This window comes from Enterobacter soli (genome assembly GCF_964208575.1).
GTDB classification, from domain to species: Bacteria; Pseudomonadota; Gammaproteobacteria; order Enterobacterales; family Enterobacteriaceae; genus Enterobacter; species Enterobacter soli_A.
In genome coordinates, this window is the sequence record NZ_CAXOFU010000021.1 from 12765 (window position 1) to 30602 (window position 17838).

Genomic DNA, 17838 nt, shown 5'->3' on the forward strand with positions numbered 1-17838 from the left:
TATACTGTATATAAATACAGTGAAGCGAGGTGTGTGATGGCTGTTGAAACAAAATTTGTTGTCGTAAGAAAAGGTGAAGAGAAAATGACATTTGCCAGTAAGAAAGAGGCTGACGCCTACGACAAGCTGCTCGATATGGCAGACGCGTTCACCGACTGGCTGTTGCAAAGCGAAATGCAGATGGATGAAAAGCAGGCTGAGGATCTTGGGCTCTATTTCGCCGAGCAGAAAGAGACCGTGCAGCATATTCTGCGTACCAGCAAGCTCCCTGCCCTCGACGCGCCGGCGGCTGCCGAGAACACCGAGTCAGATGAAGTGGGCAGTAAAAAAATCAGAGCGGTGAAAGCGGCCTGATTGCCGGTAAACAGCGTGCCAATGCGCGTTGGCACGCGGTGAAACCTTCTATAAATGCTTTTCTATCAAGCGGGCTGGTCGTTAACGTTGCCGCGACGTAAACGGCCCCGCTCTCTCCCGTAAATCAGGGCCGCATGCGGCTCGTGATCCCATGACGACACTTCACTTTTCATTCTGACGCCTGGCGTATAGCATCAGTTGATGCCGTTACGGATTGTTTGCTCACGTTATTTACCGTTCTGTTGGGTTAATCAAATCAGGAGAATGCATGATGTCTGACCATGCCACGATTGCGCTCGTTGGCCCGGGGGCTATCGGTACGACCATCGCCGCGGTGCTTCATGACGTTGATCGTACCCCCGTTCTTTGCGGGCGCACGCCACATCCGCAGTTAGTTTTACGCCATGATGAGGGTGAAATTACTGTGCCGGGCCCGGTGCTGAGCGATCCGACGACGATAGACCACCCGTTCGATCTGGTGTTTGTCGCGCTGAAAACGACGCAGGTCGCTGACAGCGCCGGGTGGCTGGCCGCCCTGTGCGATGAAAATACCGTTGTGTGCGCGCTGCAAAACGGCGTCGAGCAGACCACGCAGCTCGAACCCTATGTGAATGGCGCGAAGGTGCTGCCTTCCGTGGTGTGGTTCCCGGCACAGCGCCAGCCGGACGCGTCGGTATGGCTGCGCGCCAGACCGCGCCTGACGCTGCCGGACGAGCCCCAGGCACAACGGGTCGTGGATGCGCTCAGCGGCACACGCTGCACCGTTGATCTGTCAGCTGATTTTATCTCCATCGCCTGGCGCAAACTGTTGCAGAACGCCGTCGCGGGCCTGATGGTGCTGGCGAACCGCCGTGCCGGGATGTTCGCACGCGAGGATATCACCGGGCTGGCGCTGGCCTACCTGCGCGAATGTCTGACGGTTGCCCGCGCCGAGGGCGCCGCGCTGCCCGATAGCGTTGTGCAGGAGATCGTGGACGGTTTTCGCCGTGCGCCCGCGGATTTAAGCACCTCTATTCTCGCTGACCGCCAGGCCAATCGCCCGATGGAGTGGGATATCCGCAACGGCGTGATACAGCGCTACGGTCGGGTGCATCAGATCCCCACCCCCATCAGCGACGTCGTGGTGCCGCTGCTGGCGGCAGGAAGCGAGGGGCCGGGCTGATATCGCTCCGTCGCAAAGTGCAGAAAAGCGCCTCACCGCGGGTTAAAATGCGCGCGAGTTAACCTTTCGGATTCAGGAATGTTTAAGGATATGTTCACGTTAGAACCCTGGCTGGACCGCTGGGATCTCGTTCCGGACGGCACCCCGTTTACAACCCATACGTCACAGCTGTATCCGGTTAAAACAGCACAGGGTTTTAAAGCCATGCTAAAAGTCACCGAGGATGCCGACGAACAAGCCGGTAACGCGCTCATGGCATGGTGGGAAGGAAACGGTGCGGCGCCGGTGATTGCGCATGAAAATGGAGCACTTCTTCTCGCAAGAGCCACCGGCTCCGCGTCTTTATCGGCAATGTCCCGCGGCGATCGGGATGATGTCGCCTGCCGGATTTTGTGTACGACTGCGAACCGGCTTCATGCATTCGGCAAAAGACCGTTACCCCAGCTAACGCCCCTGAACGAATGGTTCTTTCCTCTAAAACCTGCAGCCCTGAAGTATGGCGGCATCCTGACGCGCTGCGCTGAAATTGCAGACGAGCTGCTTGCTTCACCTCGAGACGTGGTGGCACTGCACGGTGACCTACACCACGGCAACGTGCTTGATTTTGAACAGTCGGGTTGGCTGGCCATTGACCCCAAAGGGCTCAAGGGTGAACGGGGATTCGACTTTGCTAATATTTTCACTAATCCGGATTTGGATAATCCCCTGCCGCCTGTTGCGATTGTCCCGCAGACGTTTAAACGGCGTCTGAGTATCGTCGCCCGCACGGCTAACCTCGACAGAGAACGCCTGCTTAAATGGATAATCGCATGGTGCGGTCTTTCAACCGCCTGGTCCCTTTCAGGCTTTGAGAGTACTTCAACAACATTAACAATCGCCGAACTGGCGTTGAATGAACTGGAACGGTGAGTGGGATCCCGGCAAGAAAACGAACCTTAAAATATGTCTGGGCAGATATTCTAAATAGTGAGATTTGATGCTCATCACATTGACGCGCTCCGGTATCAATTCGACCGCAATCTCTTTCTATACTCTTTATTTGTTCATATTTTTTAAGGAATAAATCATGTTCGATCATGTGAAATTCGGCGTGAGTGATTATGAAAAAAGTAAAATGTTCTTCCTCTCCGCGCTTGAGCCGCTCGGCGTAACGCTTATTGACGAAGGCACGCCAGACTACGGTGTGGAAATGAGTTCCGGCGATGTTTCACTTTGCCTGTTCCAGACGAATGACAAACCGGCTCCGCTGCATCTGGCGTTTGTCGCCACCACCCGGCAGCAGGTTGATGAATTTTACCACGCCGCTTTGCGCACGGGCGCACGGGACAACGGCGCGCCTGGCTTACGTTCCTACGGCGAAAACTACTATGCCGCATTTGTCATTGCGCCTGATGGCCATAATATTGAGGCGGTCTGCCACGCGCCGGAATGAATAAGAGGTCAGTCAGGGTATCGATATTAGGGTACGTTAAGGTTGTTCAGGCATAAATAGTCACTCTGCCAGAAAAGCGGTAATGACGATGTTTACGCGTGGCAACGGGGTGAGAATTAGCGTTCTGTGACGACCTTAATGACCAGCCGCCTGGTTCATCATCTGCGTATTAACAGTCCGCTTCGTGCCGGGAGCGGACGCTGGAGTACATTCCGCTTTCGACGCGAATCGGATTGAGATAACGTAGCGGAAATATAATCCCGGACTCGACCAAAATGCCTTCCATCGAAACGTTTGTAACTTTCCTTCTCGCGCTGACGCTGCTTGAGATTTCTCCGGGGCCAGACATGATGCTGACCATCGCCCGAGGCGTCGGCCAGGGAAGACGTATTGCACTGCTTACGGTACTGGGTAATGTATTTGTAGCGGGTTTTGTGCAAGTTTCTTTTCTTGTCCTGGGGCTGGTAACCGTTGTTCATGCCTGGCCGGTTGCGCTGGATCTTCTTAGGTGGGCTGGTGCGGCTTATCTGATGTGGTTGGGCATAAAAATGATTGCGACTTCAGGCACTGATACGCGGCTGCGAAAAACGGCAAAAATTTCTGACTGGAATGCCGTTAAGGAAGGCGCTCTGAACAGCCTGACTAACCCAAAATCCCTGCTGTTCATGTTTGCTTTTCTTCCTCAGTTTGTCGACCCTGCTGCGGGTCCAGTCTGGCTGCAATTACTTGTCCTGGGCAGTATCCAAAAGCTGGCAGGAATTGTTTCCCTGGGGTCAGTCGCGATGGCATCAGGAACATTTGGAAACTGGCTAGGTAAACACCCGGGCGTTATCAAATGGCAGGAACGATTTACAGGCGTTGTCATGATTGGCCTGGGTATCCGCATGTTGTTTAGCGGGTCCGGCATAGTATCGAAATCTGCCCGTTAGGTTGTTCACATCCCGCAACCCCGGTGTCCGCTAGGTGCCAGAAGCGGACGTAGTCCGAGTTCGGTCCGACCCGAACTCGGACTACGCTTTCTTAAAAATGGTCGTCTGAATTTCGGTTGTGAGGTTCTTACTGAATGCTTAGATTCATTTTCAATCTATTGAGAGGAAATAAATATGAATTTTGCAGAACTCCACAACCAGCACCAACCTCTTCTTATCGCTAACGTTTGGGACGCCGCCAGTGCTGTCGCAGCGCAAGAAGCCGGTTATCAGGTACTGGGAACATCCAGCGCAGCAATAGCGTCCACACTAGGATATGAAGACGGACAGGGCATGCCGTTTGATGAGTTATTTTATATGGTCACCCGTATCCAGTCCGTCAGCAGCCTGCCATTGAGCGTTGATATGGAAGCAGGATATGGTGTTTCAGCCGAAGAGATAACAACCAATCTCAGGCGCCTTGCTCAGACAGGCGTATCAGGCGTTAACCTTGAAGACAGCAGAGTCATTAATGGGGCGCGTCAGCTTGACGATGCCTCTGATTTTTCCCGTAATCTGAGAGTAGTATGCGATGCGTTGAGAAGCGAAAAGTATCGCCTGTTTCTGAACATCCGGACTGACACTTACCTGCTGGGGCATGAAGACGCGTTGCAGGAGACGATATTACGGGGTCAGAGCTATAAAGCTGCAGGTGCTGACGGCCTTTTTGTTCCCAGTCTGACATCAGAGAAAGACATCAGCCTCATTGCAGAGGCAACGGGCCTGCCTCTGAATGTCATGTGTATGCCCGATCTTCCGTCGTTCGACAGGCTGAAACTGGCCGGGGTAAGCCGCATTTCAATGGGTAATTTTGTTCATTCGTCCATTCAGTCAACGCTGACTGATGTAATGCATACGATCCGGTCGCGTCAAACGTTTGAAGGACTATTTGGTGATGAAAATAACCGATAAGAATTTGTGTGATACCTGGTATCAGGCATTGCTTGAACGTGCTTCAGAATATACCGGCGTGTTTTTTGTTGGCGTCAAAACCACTGGCGTATTCTGCATTTCAGTATGCCGGGCACGAAAGCCCAAACGCGAAAACGTTGAATTTTATAAAGATGCCAAATCTGCTCTGGCGGCCGGCTTCCGTCCATGTAAGGTCTGCAGACCTGCTGAAAATGCGCACAGCGCGCCATTATTTGTTGAACAGGCGCTTGCGCTTGTCAGGCGCGATATGAAGTCCCGTGTAGCAGACGCGCAGCTTCGTCAGCATGGAATCAGTCCGGAGAGGGTAAGACGCTGGTTCCTGCAACATCACGGCATCACTTTTCAGACTTTCCAGCGAATGCAGCGGGTGAACATTGCGCTGCAGGAGCTGAAAAGCGGACGAGCGGCGACTGACGTTGCGCTGGACAATGGCTATGAATCCCTGAGCGGGTTTGGTTATACCTACAAGCGGCTTACTGGCGCCGCTCCGACTCAGGCAACCCAGGTGATTGTCATTCACCGGTTTACCACGACGCTGGGGCCTATGTTTGTCTGTGCGACAGAGCGGGGAGTCTGTCTGCTGGAATTTACCGATCGCCGGATGTTAGAAACAGAATTTCGCGATATCCAGCGTTTATTTAACGCCAGAATTGTCACCGGCGAAAACAGCCATACCCGGCAGACAGTAAAAGAAATCAGCGAGTATTTTGCCGGAACTCGCCGACAGTTTGATCTCTCTGTCGATGCCCCGGGTAGTGATTTTCAACAATCCGTATGGCATGCGTTGCGTGCAGTTCCATATGGACAGACCTCACACTATCAGGCCATTTCACTACGGATTAAAAAGCCAAATGCTGTGCGCGCCGTCGCTGCAGCTAATGGCGCAAATCGAATTGCGATTGTGATCCCTTGTCATAGAATAATTGGAAAAGATGGAAAGATGACCGGTTATGGTGGTGGCATTTCTCGTAAAGAATGGCTCATTGATCATGAGAGAAGCAACATTTGATGATCTGATTGTCCCATTTAGCCAGAAACGTATGTTCTGGCTGAGGGCTTAGTTCTTGTGCCTTTCGAAGGTTTTTGCAACTAAAGGTTCGCTTTTCGCCCATAGCGGACCTTCCGCAGCATATAGCTATCTGCTATGTACCAGAAGCGGACGTTGGCGTACAAGAGAATCTCTAAAATGATGGTTCGTTTGCAGGAACACTGACAGCGTAACGTATTAAAGCGTTCACCGAGATAAAATGAGTGCGACAACCAAACTAATAACTAAAACAGCACAGTAGAAAAAGATATTTTCTGTGAATTCAGAAAGCGCGTTCAGGTGCTCCTGACCTTGTTTATTGAGTATCTTCAGGGCGTTGTTTTCGTTATCTGCATCTATTGTATGAGGATATCGGGTAAAGCCATTCGCTTTCAGGCTTTTAGACATCTGACGCGTCACTTGACTCTTTATTATTACTTTGGACTCATCGCCTTTAATGAAGATTACATAGCTGTTCATGTGCATTTCCTTTGCCTAAAAATACAATGTAACCGTTGTAAGATTATTATTGTAGCTAATGTTTTAGGTAGTCCGCCCCTCTCTCATAGCAACCCCCCACCCCGCTATAAAACCTGGTAGCTATACAAATGCGCCGGGCTGTTACGTTAATACGTCATCTTCCTTCAAAGAGAAATGCGCATGACCTCACACCCGCTACGCCAGATTGTTGAAGCCTGCGATCGCGCCATTACCGCCAAAAATTATGATGCGCTGATGGAGCACTACGCCGAAGACGCGGCGCTGGTGGTCAAGCCCGGCATGACTGTTAAGGGTAAAGAGAATATCCGCAGCGCGTTTATTGCCATCGCCAATTATTTTCAGGATCGGCTGGTCGTTGAACAAGGGGAAATGCAGGTGATCGAAGGGGGTGAATGCCCTCGTTATCATGGAAACCGTTCTGCGCTTTCCCGATGGCCAGGGAGGAACTGCGGAAACGTCGCGCCGCGCGACCTATGTTTTTAGACAGGAGAGCGACGGTCGCTGGCTTTGCACTATCGACAATTCCTACGGTACGTCGCTTCTGGATACCGGGAATTAATTACGGTTCACCGGGGCGCGGCGCTTGCCCCGCCTATATTCTCAGCGTATCGATCACCGCTCTCAGCGCGGGCGATACGTTGCGGTGCGGATAGTAAAGGAACAGCCCTTCCATGCGCAGGCTAAAGCGCTGCAACACCCGGATAAGCGTTCCGCGCTCAAGATCGTCGGCCACCAACTCTACCGGCACATAGGCCAGCCCCAGCCCTAGCCGTGCGGCCTCGGCCTCCATATAGCTATCGGATAACGCCCACTGCCCATCGGGTCGGTGGGTTACGGTTTTATCGTCCTGCACCAGTTCCCAGTCGTAAAGGCTGCCGTCAGCAAACTGGTAAGCGATGCAGGGGTGAGCCGACAAATCGGCGGGCATCTGAGGGAAACCGTAGCGGCGCAAATGTTCCGGCGTGCCCACCACGGCCATCTCCATGTCGGACGTGATGCGCACCGCAATCATCCCCTTCCCGACTTCCGGCCCCAGCCGGACGCCCGCGTCAAAGCGCTCGGCGATGATGTCGACAAACCGACTCTCGTTCATCAATTCCAGACGAATGTCCGGGTAGCGCTGCTTAAACACGGCGAGTTTAGGCAGCAGGCATTTATCGATGGCGTGCTGGCTGGCGTTTATACGTACCGTACCGGAAGGGGTTTCACGAAAATGCGCCAGGGTAGCGAGGCCGTTATCCAGCGCGTCAAATCCCGATTCAGCGGTGCGGTAAAGCTGCTCTCCGGCCTGGGTCAGCGACAGTTTTCGCGTTGTGCGCACCAGAAGCTGCACGCCCAGGCGCTCCTCCAGCTCACGAACTGAGCGGCTGATCCCCGACTGCGCCAGCCCAAGCCGGTGCGCGGCGGCGGTAAAGCTCCCTTCCCGCACGACCTGCATAAACAGATACAGCTCGTTGTAGTTTTCCCGCTTTGCCATCCTGCCCCCAATTAATCACAATTTGGTATGAATCCTAGCAGCTTTTTCCCTCTAATCAGCACTATTTCTGCTAACTATAATGACCGCAACACCACAACACTGGGTCTCTTTAATGAAAACACTCACCCAAAAACTATCCGTTGCGATGCTGCTATGTGCATCATTAAGTGGAGTGACAACAATGAGCTATGCAGAAACAAATAATCCTAACGCCCCCGTTTCGATGGTCACGACCTGGGATAAAACCTTCGCTGAAAGTGACAAAGTCGATCACCGTAAAGTGTCATTCCAGAACCGCTACGGGATCACGCTGGTGGGCGATTTGTATCTCCCTAAAAACCGGGGTGACAGCAGGCTGGCAGCGATCGCCGTTAGCGGGCCCTTTGGCGCGGTCAAAGAGCAGTCCAGCGGTTTATACGCGCAAACGCTGGCTGAGCAGGGCTTTGTCACCCTCGCCTTCGACCCTTCCTATACCGGCGAAAGCGGCGGGCAGCCTCGCAACGTCGCCTCTCCGGATATCAACACCGAGGACTTCAGCGCGGCGGTCGATTTCCTCGGCCTACAAAAAGAGGTCGATCGTAACCGCATCGGCATCCTCGGCATCTGCGGCTGGGGCGGCATGGCACTAAACGCCGCCTCCATGGACACACGCGTGAAAGCCGTTGCCACCAGCGTGATGTATGACATGAGCCGTGCGATGGGGCATGGCGTAGGCGACGGGAAAGATCGCTATTCTGCAGCCGACCGCCATGCCGTGCTGGAATACCTGAACGCACAGCGCTGGAAGGATGCCGAGAGCGGCACCTTCGCCCATGCCGCTCACGATATTTATGTCGATGAAAACGGCAAGGCGTCAGCATCCGAACGTATTCTGCCGGAAACCCTCCCGGCGAACCCGAACCCGGTGCTGAAGGAGTTCTTCGATTACTACAGGATGCCACGCGGCTTCCATGCACGCTCCGTCAACTCAACCGGTGCCTGGACGGCAACCACGCCGTTATCGTTCATGAATATGCCGCTGCTGAGCTATGCCAAAGAGATAAGCATCCCGACCCTCATCGTAACCGGTGAAAAAGCGCACTCCCGCTATTTTGCAGAAGACGCCTTTAACGCCGTCGGCAGCAAAGAAAAAGAGCTGATCGTTGTCCCGGGCGCAAATCACGTTGACCTGTACGACAACGCCGCGGGGAAAATTCCTTTCGTGAAGTTTGAACAGTTCTTCAAAACCAGCCTGAAATAACTCTCCGGCCCCCTGCAACAACGGGGGGCTTCATTTTTTACTGTCAAGAACGTCGTCTATGTCCACGCTGAACCAAACCACAACCCATAACGCCGATCGGGCACACTGGAGCGCGATTTTCGCCATGACCCTGTGCGTCTTCGTTCTGATTGCTTCTGAATTTATGCCCGTCAGCCTGCTCACCCCCATCGCACGGGATTTAGGCATTACTGAAGGACTGGCAGGCCAGGGCATCGCCCTCTCCGGCGCGCTGGCGGTCATCACCAGCCTGACGCTTTCGCGACTGGCCGGGACTATGGCTCGCAAAACCCTGCTGCTGGGAATGACCTTACTGATGGCTGTATCCGGGGTGATTATCGCCTTCGCTTCAGGCTATCTGACGTATATGGTGGGCCGAGCATTGATTGGCATCGCGATCGGTGGATTTTGGTCAATGTCTGCGGCAACGGCCATTCGCCTGGTGCCCGCGCCGCAGGTTTCGCGGGCGCTGGCGATATTTAACGGCGGTAACGCGCTGGCAACGGTCGTCGCGGCTCCGCTTGGCAGCTATCTTGGGGCGACCATCGGCTGGCGCGGCGCCTTTCTTTGTCTGGTTCCACTGGCCATCGTCGCCTTTATCTGGCAATGCGTCAGCCTGCCCCGGATGGCCCCAACTAACCGTCGGGCCACACGAAGATGCCTCTTTCGCCAGCCGTACGTGCTGGTGGGATTGATGGCCTGCGGCGTGTTCTTCATGGGGCAATTTGCGCTGTTTACCTATGTACGCCCGTTTCTGGAAAGCGTTACGCGGGTCAGCGCGTCCGAACTCTCGTCGATCCTTCTCGTTATCGGCCTCGCGGGGTTTGCAGGCACGCTTATCGTTGCGAAGGTTCTCAACGCCGCGTTTTATCCGACGTTAATCGCCATTCCGTTACTGATGGCAGCCATTGCCGGAACGCTCATGCTTGCAGGAAACAGCCTGTGGATGGTGATTCTGCTCCTGGGTTGCTGGGGGCTGCTGGCAACGTCAGCCCCGGTTGGATGGTGGATGTGGCTCGCCCAAACCCTTCCTGACGATGCCGAGGCAGGCGGAGGGATGATGGTCACGGTGATCCAGCTCTCCATCGCGCTGGGTTCAACGTCGGGCGGCCGGGCATTCGACCATCTCGGCTGGCAGAGCACCTTTGCCTTGAGCGGCATACTGCTGCTGGCGGCGGGCGGGCTAACGCTGTTTATTTCGCGATTGCAGCGGAGATGACCGCGCTATCTGCGGTCGGGCTTCGCATGCCCGGCCTTGCCGATCCCCACCAGAATCTCCCTCAACCTCCCTGCCACAAGTCATCTATTGTTTAAATACCCCCTTCACTGGACACTCACCATGATCAACATCCTCGGCAAAACCACCTCCATTAACGTGCGAAAAGTGCTCTGGACCTGCGAAGAAATCGGTCTGGACTACCAGCAGGAAGATTACGGCAGCGGATTTGCCTCCACCCACACCGCGACATTCCTGGCCCTGAACCCCAACGCGATGGTGCCGGTACTGATTGACGATGATTTTGTGCTGTGGGAGTCCAACGCCATTTGCCGCTATCTGGCGCGCAGGGCCGGACGCGACGACCTGTTGCCGCAGGAGCCCAAGGCCTGCGCGAATGTCGAACGCTGGATGGACTGGCAGGCCAGCGAATTCAATAACGCCTGGCGCTACGTCTTCCCGGCGCTGGGGCGTAAAAACCCGGACTTTAACGATCCCGCACGCATTGCCGCAGGCATTAAGGAGTGGAACCACTGTATCGGCATTCTTGAACAGCAGCTCCAGCGCACCGGGGCCTTCACGGCGGGCGAAACCTTTACCCTGGCCGATGTGGTGCTCGGGCTGTCGGTGAATCGCTGGAAAATGACGCCCTTTGATAAGCCAGACGTTCCCGCCATTGACGCCTGGTTCGAGCGGCTTAATCAGCGCCCGGCATTTTTGCGCCACGGCAATAACGGCATGGTGTAAAAATTACCCTGAGAAAGAATACCCGAGGCAAGGCTGTTTTATTTAATTACGAAACCCTGACGATCGTCAGAGGGAATAATAATTAAGCCATATCCTGGACAGCCCGCTTAACCGCTTTGCTAGCCTGAATATTCAGGCAACGCTTATACCGGAGGTATTCTTGCTGATTAAACTCAAGAAAGAACGCACGCACCGGGAGGATCGCCGGCTTGCCCTCTGGCTGGCGACTTCTGCGGGTTTGCTGAACGCTATCGCCCTCGGGGCATTTGGCTTTTTCCCCTCGCACATGACCGGCAACACCTCACAATTATCCAGCGAAGTCTCTTCCACCGATCTCAGCGATATTATTTTCTTCAGCGCGATAATTCTCTCTTTTGTAACGGGGGCGATCGCCGCGCGGCTTATCGTTTTATGGGGCATTATCCATAATATCAGGCTGGTTTTTTGCCAGATCCTTTTCGTCGAGGGATTATTGCTGAGCGGCGTCTCTTTTTACGAAATGTATTTTCACGCCATGTCCAGCAACCGCGAGATCGTTCTTTTTCTGTGCGGCCTGATGGGCATTCATAATTCAACGTCCACGCAGCTTTCCGGCGGACGGGTGAGATCGACGCATATTACCGGCACGCTGACGGACGCGGGAATATCCCTCGCCTCCGTCGCGGTGGCGATGCTCCGCAGGGACTACTCCAAAAATACGGCAGCGCAAAAAAGCCAGCTGCTCACCCATCTCACCACCCTGTTCTCGTTTATCACGGGCGGTATCGCAGGGCTACTGCTCTTCCGATGGATTGGCTTTAACGCCATGCTGGCGATCGGACTGATGCTCGTCTTGGTCGCCAGCGTGTCGATAATCACCGTTTCCACGCGGGTGCGGCGTGTTCGGGCTTCCGCCTGAGGGTTGCCGCTGCCCCTGCATCGCGTCCGTCTGCGCAATGCGCGTGCTGATGGACGGGATCGGCCCCTCGCGATCCCAATTTTTATGTGGCAGCGGCACTTCATCGTGACAACGTCACTTTAAACCCGCCTTTTTAAGACTTATCTGCCTGCTCCTTATCAGGCCTTACTCCATAAGGCTTAGACAAGGTTTCCCCGAATTTCATAGGGTTACTGATTTTGCCCCTTCGCTGGAACCCTTCCCGATCGCTTGCTATAGCTGAAATACCCCTGCCGGAACATGGCATAACAACAGGCAACCGGCGGTTGCTATAACGCATGCGTACAGGGAGACACACCGCAATGCACCCATTACTTAAACGTTCTGCGCTTTTTGTCATCGCGATAATCGCGGTGCTCGCCCTCCTCGTCTGGGGAATTGGGCCTGAAACCATCAGGGCGCGTCAGGTCGACCTGGTTTATCTCGGGCAACAGCACCTGATTCTGGTCTTCTCTTCAATGTTCTTTGCCCTGCTGGTCGGGATCCCGAGCGGGATTTTGCTCAGCCGTCCCGCCGCGCGCGGGGTTGCTGAATACGTGATGCAAATCTTTAACGTCGGCAACACGCTGCCCCCGCTGGCGGTGCTGGCGCTGGCGATGGTGGTGATTGGCATCGGTGACAAACCGGCGATTATCGCCCTGTTCCTCGCCTCTCTGCTGCCGATTGTACGCAACACCTATGCCGGGCTGTGCTCGGTGCCGGCGTCGTTACTGGAAGCGGCAAACGGCATCGGGATGACCAAATGGCAGCGCCTGCGTCAGGTTGAAATTCCTAACGCCTGGCCGGTGATGCTCTCAGGCATCCGCATCGCCACCGCGATCAACGTCGGTACGGCGCCGCTGGCCTTCCTGATTGGCGCCAGCAGCTACGGCGAGCTGATTTTCCCGGGCATTTATCTCAACGATTTCCCGACGCTGATCCTGGGTGCGGCCGCCACCGCCCTGTTCGCGCTGATCCTGGATACCCTGCTGGCCGCGCTGGGCCGCCTGATGAGCCCGCATCTCGCAAAATAACAATAACAAGGAGCTTTTATGAGACTGACCTCCGGCCTGACGGCCCTGTTCGCCGCGGCGCTCTTCAGCAGCCAGACGCTCGCGGCCCCGCTGATTCTGGCAACCAAAAGCTTTACCGAGCAGCACATCCTGTCGGCGATGACCGTGCAGTATCTGCAAAAGAAAGGTTTCCAGGTGCAGCCGCAAACCAATATTGCCACGGTGATTTCCCGTAACGCGATGATCAACAAGCAGATTGATATGACCTGGGAATATACCGGCACCTCCCTCATCATCTTTAACCACATCAACAAACGCATGTCGCCGCAGGAGTCTTACGACACGGTAAAACGCCTCGACGCGAAGCACGGTCTGGTGTGGCTTAAGCCTGCCGACATGAACAACACCTACGCCTTTGCCATGCAGCGCAAGCGCGCCGAGGCGGAACATATCAACACCATGTCGGAGATGGTGGCGAAAATTGAGCAGATCCGCCAAACCGACCCGGACAACAACTGGCTGCTGGGCCTTGACCTTGAGTTCGCCGGGCGCAGCGACGGCATGAAGCCGCTCCAGGCAGCCTACGGCATGGAACTCGACCGCCCGCAGATTCGCCAGATGGATCCGGGGCTGGTGTATAACGCGGTGCGCGACGGCTTTGTCGACGCCGGGCTTATCTACACCACCGACGGGCGCGTGAAAGGCTTTGATTTGAAGGTGCTGGAAGATGACAAAGGCTTCTTCCCGAGCTACGCGGTAACGCCGGTGGTGCGTAAAGACACGCTGGAGTCCCACCCCGGGCTGGAAGAGGCGCTGAATACCCTGTCAGGCCAGCTCAATAACGACGTTATCACCGAGCTTAATAAGAAGGTGGATATCGATCATCAGTCACCGCAGCAGGTCGCCCGTGATTTCCTGCGTAGCAAACAGCTGCTGTAGGAGGCGCTATGGATACCGTTCACTACATCATTGATAACTGGGACTATCTGTTAACCCTGACTCTCCAGCACCTGTGGCTGGTCGCCCTCGCGGTGGGTCTGGCGATTATTATCGGCGTACCGCTGGGGATTTTGATCGTGCGCCACAAGTGGCTGGCGACGCCGGTCCTGGGCATTGCGACCATCGTGTTGACCATTCCGTCTATTGCGCTGTTCGGCCTGATGATCCCGCTCTTCTCAATGATTGGCCAGGGCATCGGCGCCCTGCCCGCCATCACCGCCGTGTTTCTCTACTCGCTGCTGCCGATTGTGCGTAACACCCACACCGCCCTCGACAGCCTGCCGCCCGGCCTGCGCGAAGCGGGACGCGGCATCGGCATGACCTTTTGGCAGCGTCTGCGCTGGGTTGAAATCCCGATGGCGCTGCCGGTGATTTTCGGCGGGATCCGTACCGCCGTGGTGATGAACATCGGCGTGATGGCGATTGCCGCCGTCATCGGCGCGGGCGGTCTGGGCCTGCTCCTGCTTAACGGTATTGGCGGCAGCGACATTCGTATGTTGATTGCTGGCGCACTGATGATTTGTCTTTTAGCGATTGTGCTCGACTGGCTACTGCACCGTTTGCAGATCGCGCTGACTCCGAAGGGGATTCGATAATGATAAAACTGGAAAATCTCACCAAACAATTTTCACAGAAGCACGGCCAGACCTTTAAGGCCGTAGACAACGTCAACCTGAACGTGCCCGAAGGGGAAATGTGCGTCCTGCTCGGCCCGTCCGGCTGCGGGAAAACCACCACCCTGAAGATGATCAACCGCCTGATTACCCCGAGCAGCGGCAACATCCTGATCAACGGCGAAGACACCAGCGGCATGGATACCGTCACCCTGCGCCGCAACATCGGCTACGTTATCCAGCAGATTGGCCTGTTCCCGAACATGACCATCGAAGAGAACATTACCGTGGTGCCGCGGATGCTGGGCTGGGACAAAGCGCGCTGCAAAACCCGCGCGGAAGAGCTAATGGATATGGTGGCGATGGATCCGCACAAGTTCCTGAACCGCTATCCTCGCGAAATGTCCGGCGGCCAGCAGCAGCGTATCGGCGTGATCCGCGCCCTGGCGGCGGATCCTCCGGTTCTGCTGATGGATGAGCCGTTCGGCGCGGTCGACCCGATCAACCGCGAGGTGATCCAGAACCAGTTCCTCGAGATGCAGCGCAAGCTGAAAAAGACCGTGATGCTGGTGAGCCACGATATCGACGAGGCGCTGAAGCTCGGCGACCGTATCGCCGTCTTCCGTCAGGGGAAAATTGTCCAGTGTGCCAGCCCGGACGAGCTGCTGGCGAAGCCGGCCAACGAGTTTGTCGGCTCTTTCGTCGGCCAGGACCGTACCCTGAAGCGCCTGCTGCTGGTGTCCGCGGGCGATGTCACCGACCAGCAGCCGACGATTACGGTGCGCGAGTCCACCCCGCTGCCGGAGGCTTTTGCCACGATGGATGACAACGACATTCGCGCCATTACCGTGGTGGACGCCCACGGCAAACCGCTCGGCTTCGTCAAACGCCGCGAGGCGCGCAACGCCAGCGGCAGCTGCGCCGACATCCTGCATCCGTTCCGCATGACCGGCAAAGCCGAGGACAACCTGCGGGTGGTGCTGTCCCGTCTGTACGAAAGCAATACCAGCTGGATGCCGATCGTCGACGAAGACGGGCGCTACAACGGCGAAATTTCACAGGATTATATTGCTGAATATCTCAGCTCGGGCCGTACCCGCCGGGCGCTGAATATTCACAGCGACAGCTGACCGAACGCCGGGCGGGATCTTTTCCGCCCGGCGCATTTTCCCACGCATAGCTTTTGCTAACCCCGCGTTTTCACCGCACAATATTGTATCTTTCCCGTTTACGCGTGACCCATGCAACGTCTTCATGCTTATCCCGACATCCGCGCGATGTTCCGCAGGCTCCTGATTGCCACCCTGACCGGCGTGCTGGCAGCGCTGGCCGTTGCCCTCTTTCGCCACGCCATGTTTCTGCTCGAATGGCTGTTTCTCAGCAACGAAAGCGGAAGCCTGGTCAATGCCGCGGGCGCGCTTTCCCCATGGCGACGGGCGCTGACTCCGGCGCTGGGCGGGCTGGCGGCAGGGCTGCTGCTCTGGGGATGGCAACGCCTGACCGCCCAGCGCCCCCACGCGCCGACGGATTATATGGAGGCGCTGGAGACCGGCGACGGGCAGTTCGACTACGGCGCCAGCCTGGTGAAATCCCTCGCCTCGCTGCTGGTGGTGTCGAGCGGCAGCGCCATCGGCCGCGAAGGGGCGATGATCCTGCTTGCCGCCCTCGCCGCCTCGTTCTTCGCCCGGCGCTTCACCCCGAAGTCGGAGTGGAAGCTGTGGATCGCCTGCGGCGCGGCGGCCGGGATGGCCAGCGCCTATGACGCCCCGCTGGCGGGAAGCCTGTTTATCGCCGAGATCCTCTTCGGCACGCTGATGCTGGCCTCCCTTGGCCCGGTGGTGATTGCCGCGGTCGTCGCGCTGCTGACCACGCGCCTGCTCAGCCCCGGCGCCAGCCAGCTGTATGAGGTTCATCTGAGTGAAGCCCTGACGGGCGTCGATTATTCCCTGATGGTCGGGATGGGGCTGCTGGCGGGGGCGTGCGGCCCGCTGCTGATGTGGCTGATGGACGCCAGCCACGCGCTTTTCCTGCGCCTTCGGCTTTCGCCGCCGCTTCAGCTTGCCCTCGGCGGGCTGATTGTCGGCCTGCTGTCGCTTCTGACGCCCAAAGTCTGGGGCAACGGCTACAGCGTGGTGCAGGCGTTTTTACTCGCGCCGCCGCTGCTGTCGGTGATTGCCGGAGTCTTTATCTGCAAGCTGCTGGCGGTGCTGGCGAGCAGCGGCTCCGGCGCGCCGGGAGGCGTGTTTACGCCAACGCTGTTTGTGGGAATGGCGACGGGAATGCTGTTTGCGCAGATTGTTATGCTGTGGCTACCCGGCTCAGACACCGCGATTTTACTGGGGCTGGCGGGAATGGCGACGCTGCTTGCGGCGACCACCCATGCGCCAATTATGTCGGCACTGATGGTCTGTGAAATGACCGGGCAGTATTCGCTGCTGCCCGGCCTGCTGATCGCCTGCGTGGTGGCGTCGGTGCTGTCGCGGACGTTACGCCACGACTCTATCTACGGACAGCACGCTCCCGAACGCGGAGAGGTCGATGTACTGCGATAGCTCGCGCTGCTCGGCGCGCGGCAGATAAGGCAGCTCGCCCACCAGCGGCCCCGGCAGCTTTTTGCTCAGCACGTCGATGATTTCGGCGTAATGGGCAAGGCCCGGGTTAATGCGGTTTGCCACCCAGCCCACCAGCGGCAGGCCGTCGTTGGCAATGGCCTGCGCCGTCAGCAGCGCATGGTTGATGCACCCTTCCTGAATGCCCACCACCATAATGACCGGAAGCTGTTCCTGTACCACCCACTCAGACAGCGGACGCAAATCGTTCATCAGGCTGCGCCAGCCGCCGGTGCCTTCAACCACAACGTGATCGACCTGCTCGCTCAGGCTAGCCAGCCCGTCTGACAGCAGCGTGTAGTTGATCAGGCCGCTGTGCGCCACGCTGCTCTCGTCTTCGCTAAGGGCAATCGGGTTGACGGCGTGATACGGTAATTCCAGGCTGGAGACGCTTTGCAGAACCAGAGCGTCTTTATTGCGCAGTCCTTCAGGCGTATCTTTACTGCCTTTTGCGACCGGCTTGTACCCTGCTACACGTTTACCGTTTGCCGCCAGGGCTTGCAGCAAAGCGCGGGACACAACGGTCTTTCCGACAGAGGTATCAGTACCCGTTACAAAGAAACGCTTAAGCATGACTCATTCCACCTCTTGGGTATGCTTCAAAAAATATAA

The 17838-nt window shown here is 56.3% G+C and carries 19 protein-coding genes and 1 pseudogene; 17 read left to right on the top strand and 3 right to left on the bottom strand.

Features of this window, described 5'->3' with window-relative positions:
- The first annotated feature begins 36 nt into the window (after positions 1-36).
- From AB6V08_RS18600 to AB6V08_RS18630, 7 genes are all read left to right on the top strand, one after another.
- Complete coding sequence (locus AB6V08_RS18600; RefSeq protein WP_368544293.1) at positions 37-354, top strand: YebG family protein; 318 nt, start codon at positions 37-39, stop codon at positions 352-354.
- A 271-nt stretch (positions 355-625) separates the two neighbouring features.
- Complete coding sequence (locus AB6V08_RS18605) at positions 626-1516, top strand: oxidoreductase (RefSeq protein WP_368544373.1); 891 nt, start codon at positions 626-628, stop codon at positions 1514-1516.
- Between the two features lie 78 nt (positions 1517-1594).
- Positions 1595-2425 carry an aminoglycoside phosphotransferase family protein gene (locus tag AB6V08_RS18610; RefSeq protein WP_368544294.1) on the top strand — a complete coding sequence of 277 codons (831 nt, stop codon included), beginning with the start codon at positions 1595-1597 and terminating at the stop codon, positions 2423-2425.
- Positions 2426-2582: 157 nt separating this feature from the next.
- Entirely contained in the window at positions 2583-2948 is a 366-nt protein-coding gene (locus AB6V08_RS18615; protein WP_368544295.1) for a VOC family protein, read from the top strand.
- A gap of 275 nt (positions 2949-3223) precedes the next feature.
- Positions 3224-3877, top strand: coding sequence for a LysE family translocator (locus tag AB6V08_RS18620; RefSeq protein ID WP_368544296.1), 654 nt, complete (start codon positions 3224-3226; stop codon positions 3875-3877).
- A 174-nt stretch (positions 3878-4051) separates the two neighbouring features.
- Complete coding sequence (locus AB6V08_RS18625) at positions 4052-4828, top strand: isocitrate lyase/phosphoenolpyruvate mutase family protein (RefSeq protein WP_368544297.1); 777 nt, start codon at positions 4052-4054, stop codon at positions 4826-4828.
- A complete protein-coding gene (locus tag AB6V08_RS18630) occupies positions 4812-5858 on the top strand; it encodes a bifunctional transcriptional activator/DNA repair enzyme AdaA (RefSeq protein WP_368544298.1) in 1047 nt (348 codons plus the stop codon). The genes AB6V08_RS18625 and AB6V08_RS18630 overlap by 17 nt, the downstream gene beginning before the upstream one ends.
- A 225-nt stretch (positions 5859-6083) precedes the next feature.
- Here the strand turns inward: AB6V08_RS18630 and AB6V08_RS18635 are convergent, their stop codons facing one another.
- The gene (locus tag AB6V08_RS18635; protein WP_368544299.1) at positions 6084-6356 is read right to left on the bottom strand and encodes a hypothetical protein; all 273 of its coding nucleotides are present in this window, start codon (positions 6354-6356) and stop codon (positions 6084-6086) included.
- A gap of 180 nt (positions 6357-6536) precedes the next feature.
- Here AB6V08_RS18635 and AB6V08_RS18640 point away from each other — a divergent pair.
- Positions 6537-6936: pseudogene (locus AB6V08_RS18640) on the top strand (YybH family protein).
- Positions 6937-6969: 33 nt separating this feature from the next.
- Here AB6V08_RS18640 and AB6V08_RS18645 read toward each other — a convergent pair.
- Entirely contained in the window at positions 6970-7854 is an 885-nt protein-coding gene (locus AB6V08_RS18645) for a LysR family transcriptional regulator (protein ID WP_368544300.1), read from the bottom strand.
- Between the two features lie 112 nt (positions 7855-7966).
- Here AB6V08_RS18645 and AB6V08_RS18650 point away from each other — a divergent pair, with 112 nt between their 5' ends.
- The 9 genes from AB6V08_RS18650 (at position 7967) to clcB (ending at position 17169) form a co-directional block, all read left to right on the top strand.
- Complete coding sequence (locus tag AB6V08_RS18650; RefSeq protein ID WP_368544301.1) at positions 7967-9094, top strand: alpha/beta hydrolase; 1128 nt, start codon at positions 7967-7969, stop codon at positions 9092-9094.
- Between the two features lie 58 nt (positions 9095-9152).
- Positions 9153-10331 (top strand): MFS transporter, encoded by a 1179-nt coding sequence (locus tag AB6V08_RS18655; RefSeq protein WP_368544302.1) that lies wholly within the window; start codon positions 9153-9155, stop codon positions 10329-10331.
- Positions 10332-10451: 120 nt separating this feature from the next.
- Positions 10452-11075 carry a glutathione S-transferase family protein gene (locus AB6V08_RS18660; RefSeq protein ID WP_368544303.1) on the top strand — a complete coding sequence of 208 codons (624 nt, stop codon included), beginning with the start codon at positions 10452-10454 and terminating at the stop codon, positions 11073-11075.
- A gap of 160 nt (positions 11076-11235) precedes the next feature.
- Positions 11236-11973, top strand: a complete 738-nt coding sequence (locus AB6V08_RS18665; protein WP_368544304.1) for a YoaK family protein — start codon at positions 11236-11238, stop codon at positions 11971-11973.
- Between the two features lie 341 nt (positions 11974-12314).
- Positions 12315-13025, top strand: coding sequence for an osmoprotectant ABC transporter permease OsmY (gene osmY / locus AB6V08_RS18670; protein ID WP_368544305.1), 711 nt, complete (start codon positions 12315-12317; stop codon positions 13023-13025).
- A gap of 18 nt (positions 13026-13043) precedes the next feature.
- A complete protein-coding gene (osmX, locus tag AB6V08_RS18675; protein WP_368544306.1) occupies positions 13044-13943 on the top strand; it encodes an osmoprotectant ABC transporter substrate-binding protein OsmX in 900 nt (299 codons plus the stop codon).
- Between the two features lie 8 nt (positions 13944-13951).
- Complete coding sequence (gene osmW / locus AB6V08_RS18680) at positions 13952-14599, top strand: osmoprotectant ABC transporter permease OsmW (protein ID WP_368544307.1); 648 nt, start codon at positions 13952-13954, stop codon at positions 14597-14599.
- Entirely contained in the window at positions 14599-15747 is a 1149-nt protein-coding gene (gene osmV, locus AB6V08_RS18685) for an osmoprotectant ABC transporter ATP-binding protein OsmV (RefSeq protein WP_368544308.1), read from the top strand. Before osmW ends, osmV begins: the two co-directional genes overlap by 1 nt.
- 111 nt (positions 15748-15858) lie before the next feature.
- On the top strand, positions 15859-17169 hold the full coding sequence (gene clcB / locus AB6V08_RS18690; RefSeq protein WP_368544309.1) for a voltage-gated ClC-type chloride channel ClcB: 1311 nt from the start codon (positions 15859-15861) through the stop codon (positions 17167-17169).
- Here the strand turns inward: clcB and bioD are convergent.
- Positions 17104-17799 carry a dethiobiotin synthase gene (gene bioD, locus AB6V08_RS18695; RefSeq protein ID WP_368544310.1) on the bottom strand — a complete coding sequence of 232 codons (696 nt, stop codon included), beginning with the start codon at positions 17797-17799 and terminating at the stop codon, positions 17104-17106. The two genes, clcB and bioD, sit on opposite strands and share 66 nt — an antisense overlap.
- Positions 17800-17838 lie beyond the last annotated feature (39 nt).

Bases quoted from the DNA above. Each gene is read 5' to 3' on its own strand.
- AB6V08_RS18600 (WP_368544293.1), top strand. From the start codon at position 37: ATGGCTGTTGAAACAAAATTTGTTGTCGTAAGAAAAGGTGAAGAGAAA.
- AB6V08_RS18605 (WP_368544373.1), top strand. From the start codon at position 626: ATGTCTGACCATGCCACGATTGCGCTCGTTGGCCCGGGGGCTATCGGT.
- AB6V08_RS18610 (WP_368544294.1), top strand. From the start codon at position 1,595: ATGTTTAAGGATATGTTCACGTTAGAACCCTGGCTGGACCGCTGGGAT.
- AB6V08_RS18615 (WP_368544295.1), top strand. From the start codon at position 2,583: ATGTTCGATCATGTGAAATTCGGCGTGAGTGATTATGAAAAAAGTAAA.
- AB6V08_RS18620 (WP_368544296.1), top strand. From the start codon at position 3,224: ATGCCTTCCATCGAAACGTTTGTAACTTTCCTTCTCGCGCTGACGCTG.
- AB6V08_RS18625 (WP_368544297.1), top strand. From the start codon at position 4,052: ATGAATTTTGCAGAACTCCACAACCAGCACCAACCTCTTCTTATCGCT.
- AB6V08_RS18630 (WP_368544298.1), top strand. From the start codon at position 4,812: ATGAAAATAACCGATAAGAATTTGTGTGATACCTGGTATCAGGCATTG.
- AB6V08_RS18635 (WP_368544299.1), bottom strand. From the start codon at position 6,356: ATGAACAGCTATGTAATCTTCATTAAAGGCGATGAGTCCAAAGTAATA.
- AB6V08_RS18645 (WP_368544300.1), bottom strand. From the start codon at position 7,854: ATGGCAAAGCGGGAAAACTACAACGAGCTGTATCTGTTTATGCAGGTC.
- AB6V08_RS18650 (WP_368544301.1), top strand. From the start codon at position 7,967: ATGAAAACACTCACCCAAAAACTATCCGTTGCGATGCTGCTATGTGCA.
- AB6V08_RS18655 (WP_368544302.1), top strand. From the start codon at position 9,153: ATGTCCACGCTGAACCAAACCACAACCCATAACGCCGATCGGGCACAC.
- AB6V08_RS18660 (WP_368544303.1), top strand. From the start codon at position 10,452: ATGATCAACATCCTCGGCAAAACCACCTCCATTAACGTGCGAAAAGTG.
- osmY (WP_368544305.1), top strand. From the start codon at position 12,315: ATGCACCCATTACTTAAACGTTCTGCGCTTTTTGTCATCGCGATAATC.
- osmX (WP_368544306.1), top strand. From the start codon at position 13,044: ATGAGACTGACCTCCGGCCTGACGGCCCTGTTCGCCGCGGCGCTCTTC.
- osmW (WP_368544307.1), top strand. From the start codon at position 13,952: ATGGATACCGTTCACTACATCATTGATAACTGGGACTATCTGTTAACC.
- osmV (WP_368544308.1), top strand. From the start codon at position 14,599: ATGATAAAACTGGAAAATCTCACCAAACAATTTTCACAGAAGCACGGC.
- clcB (WP_368544309.1), top strand. From the start codon at position 15,859: ATGCAACGTCTTCATGCTTATCCCGACATCCGCGCGATGTTCCGCAGG.
- bioD (WP_368544310.1), bottom strand. From the start codon at position 17,799: ATGCTTAAGCGTTTCTTTGTAACGGGTACTGATACCTCTGTCGGAAAG.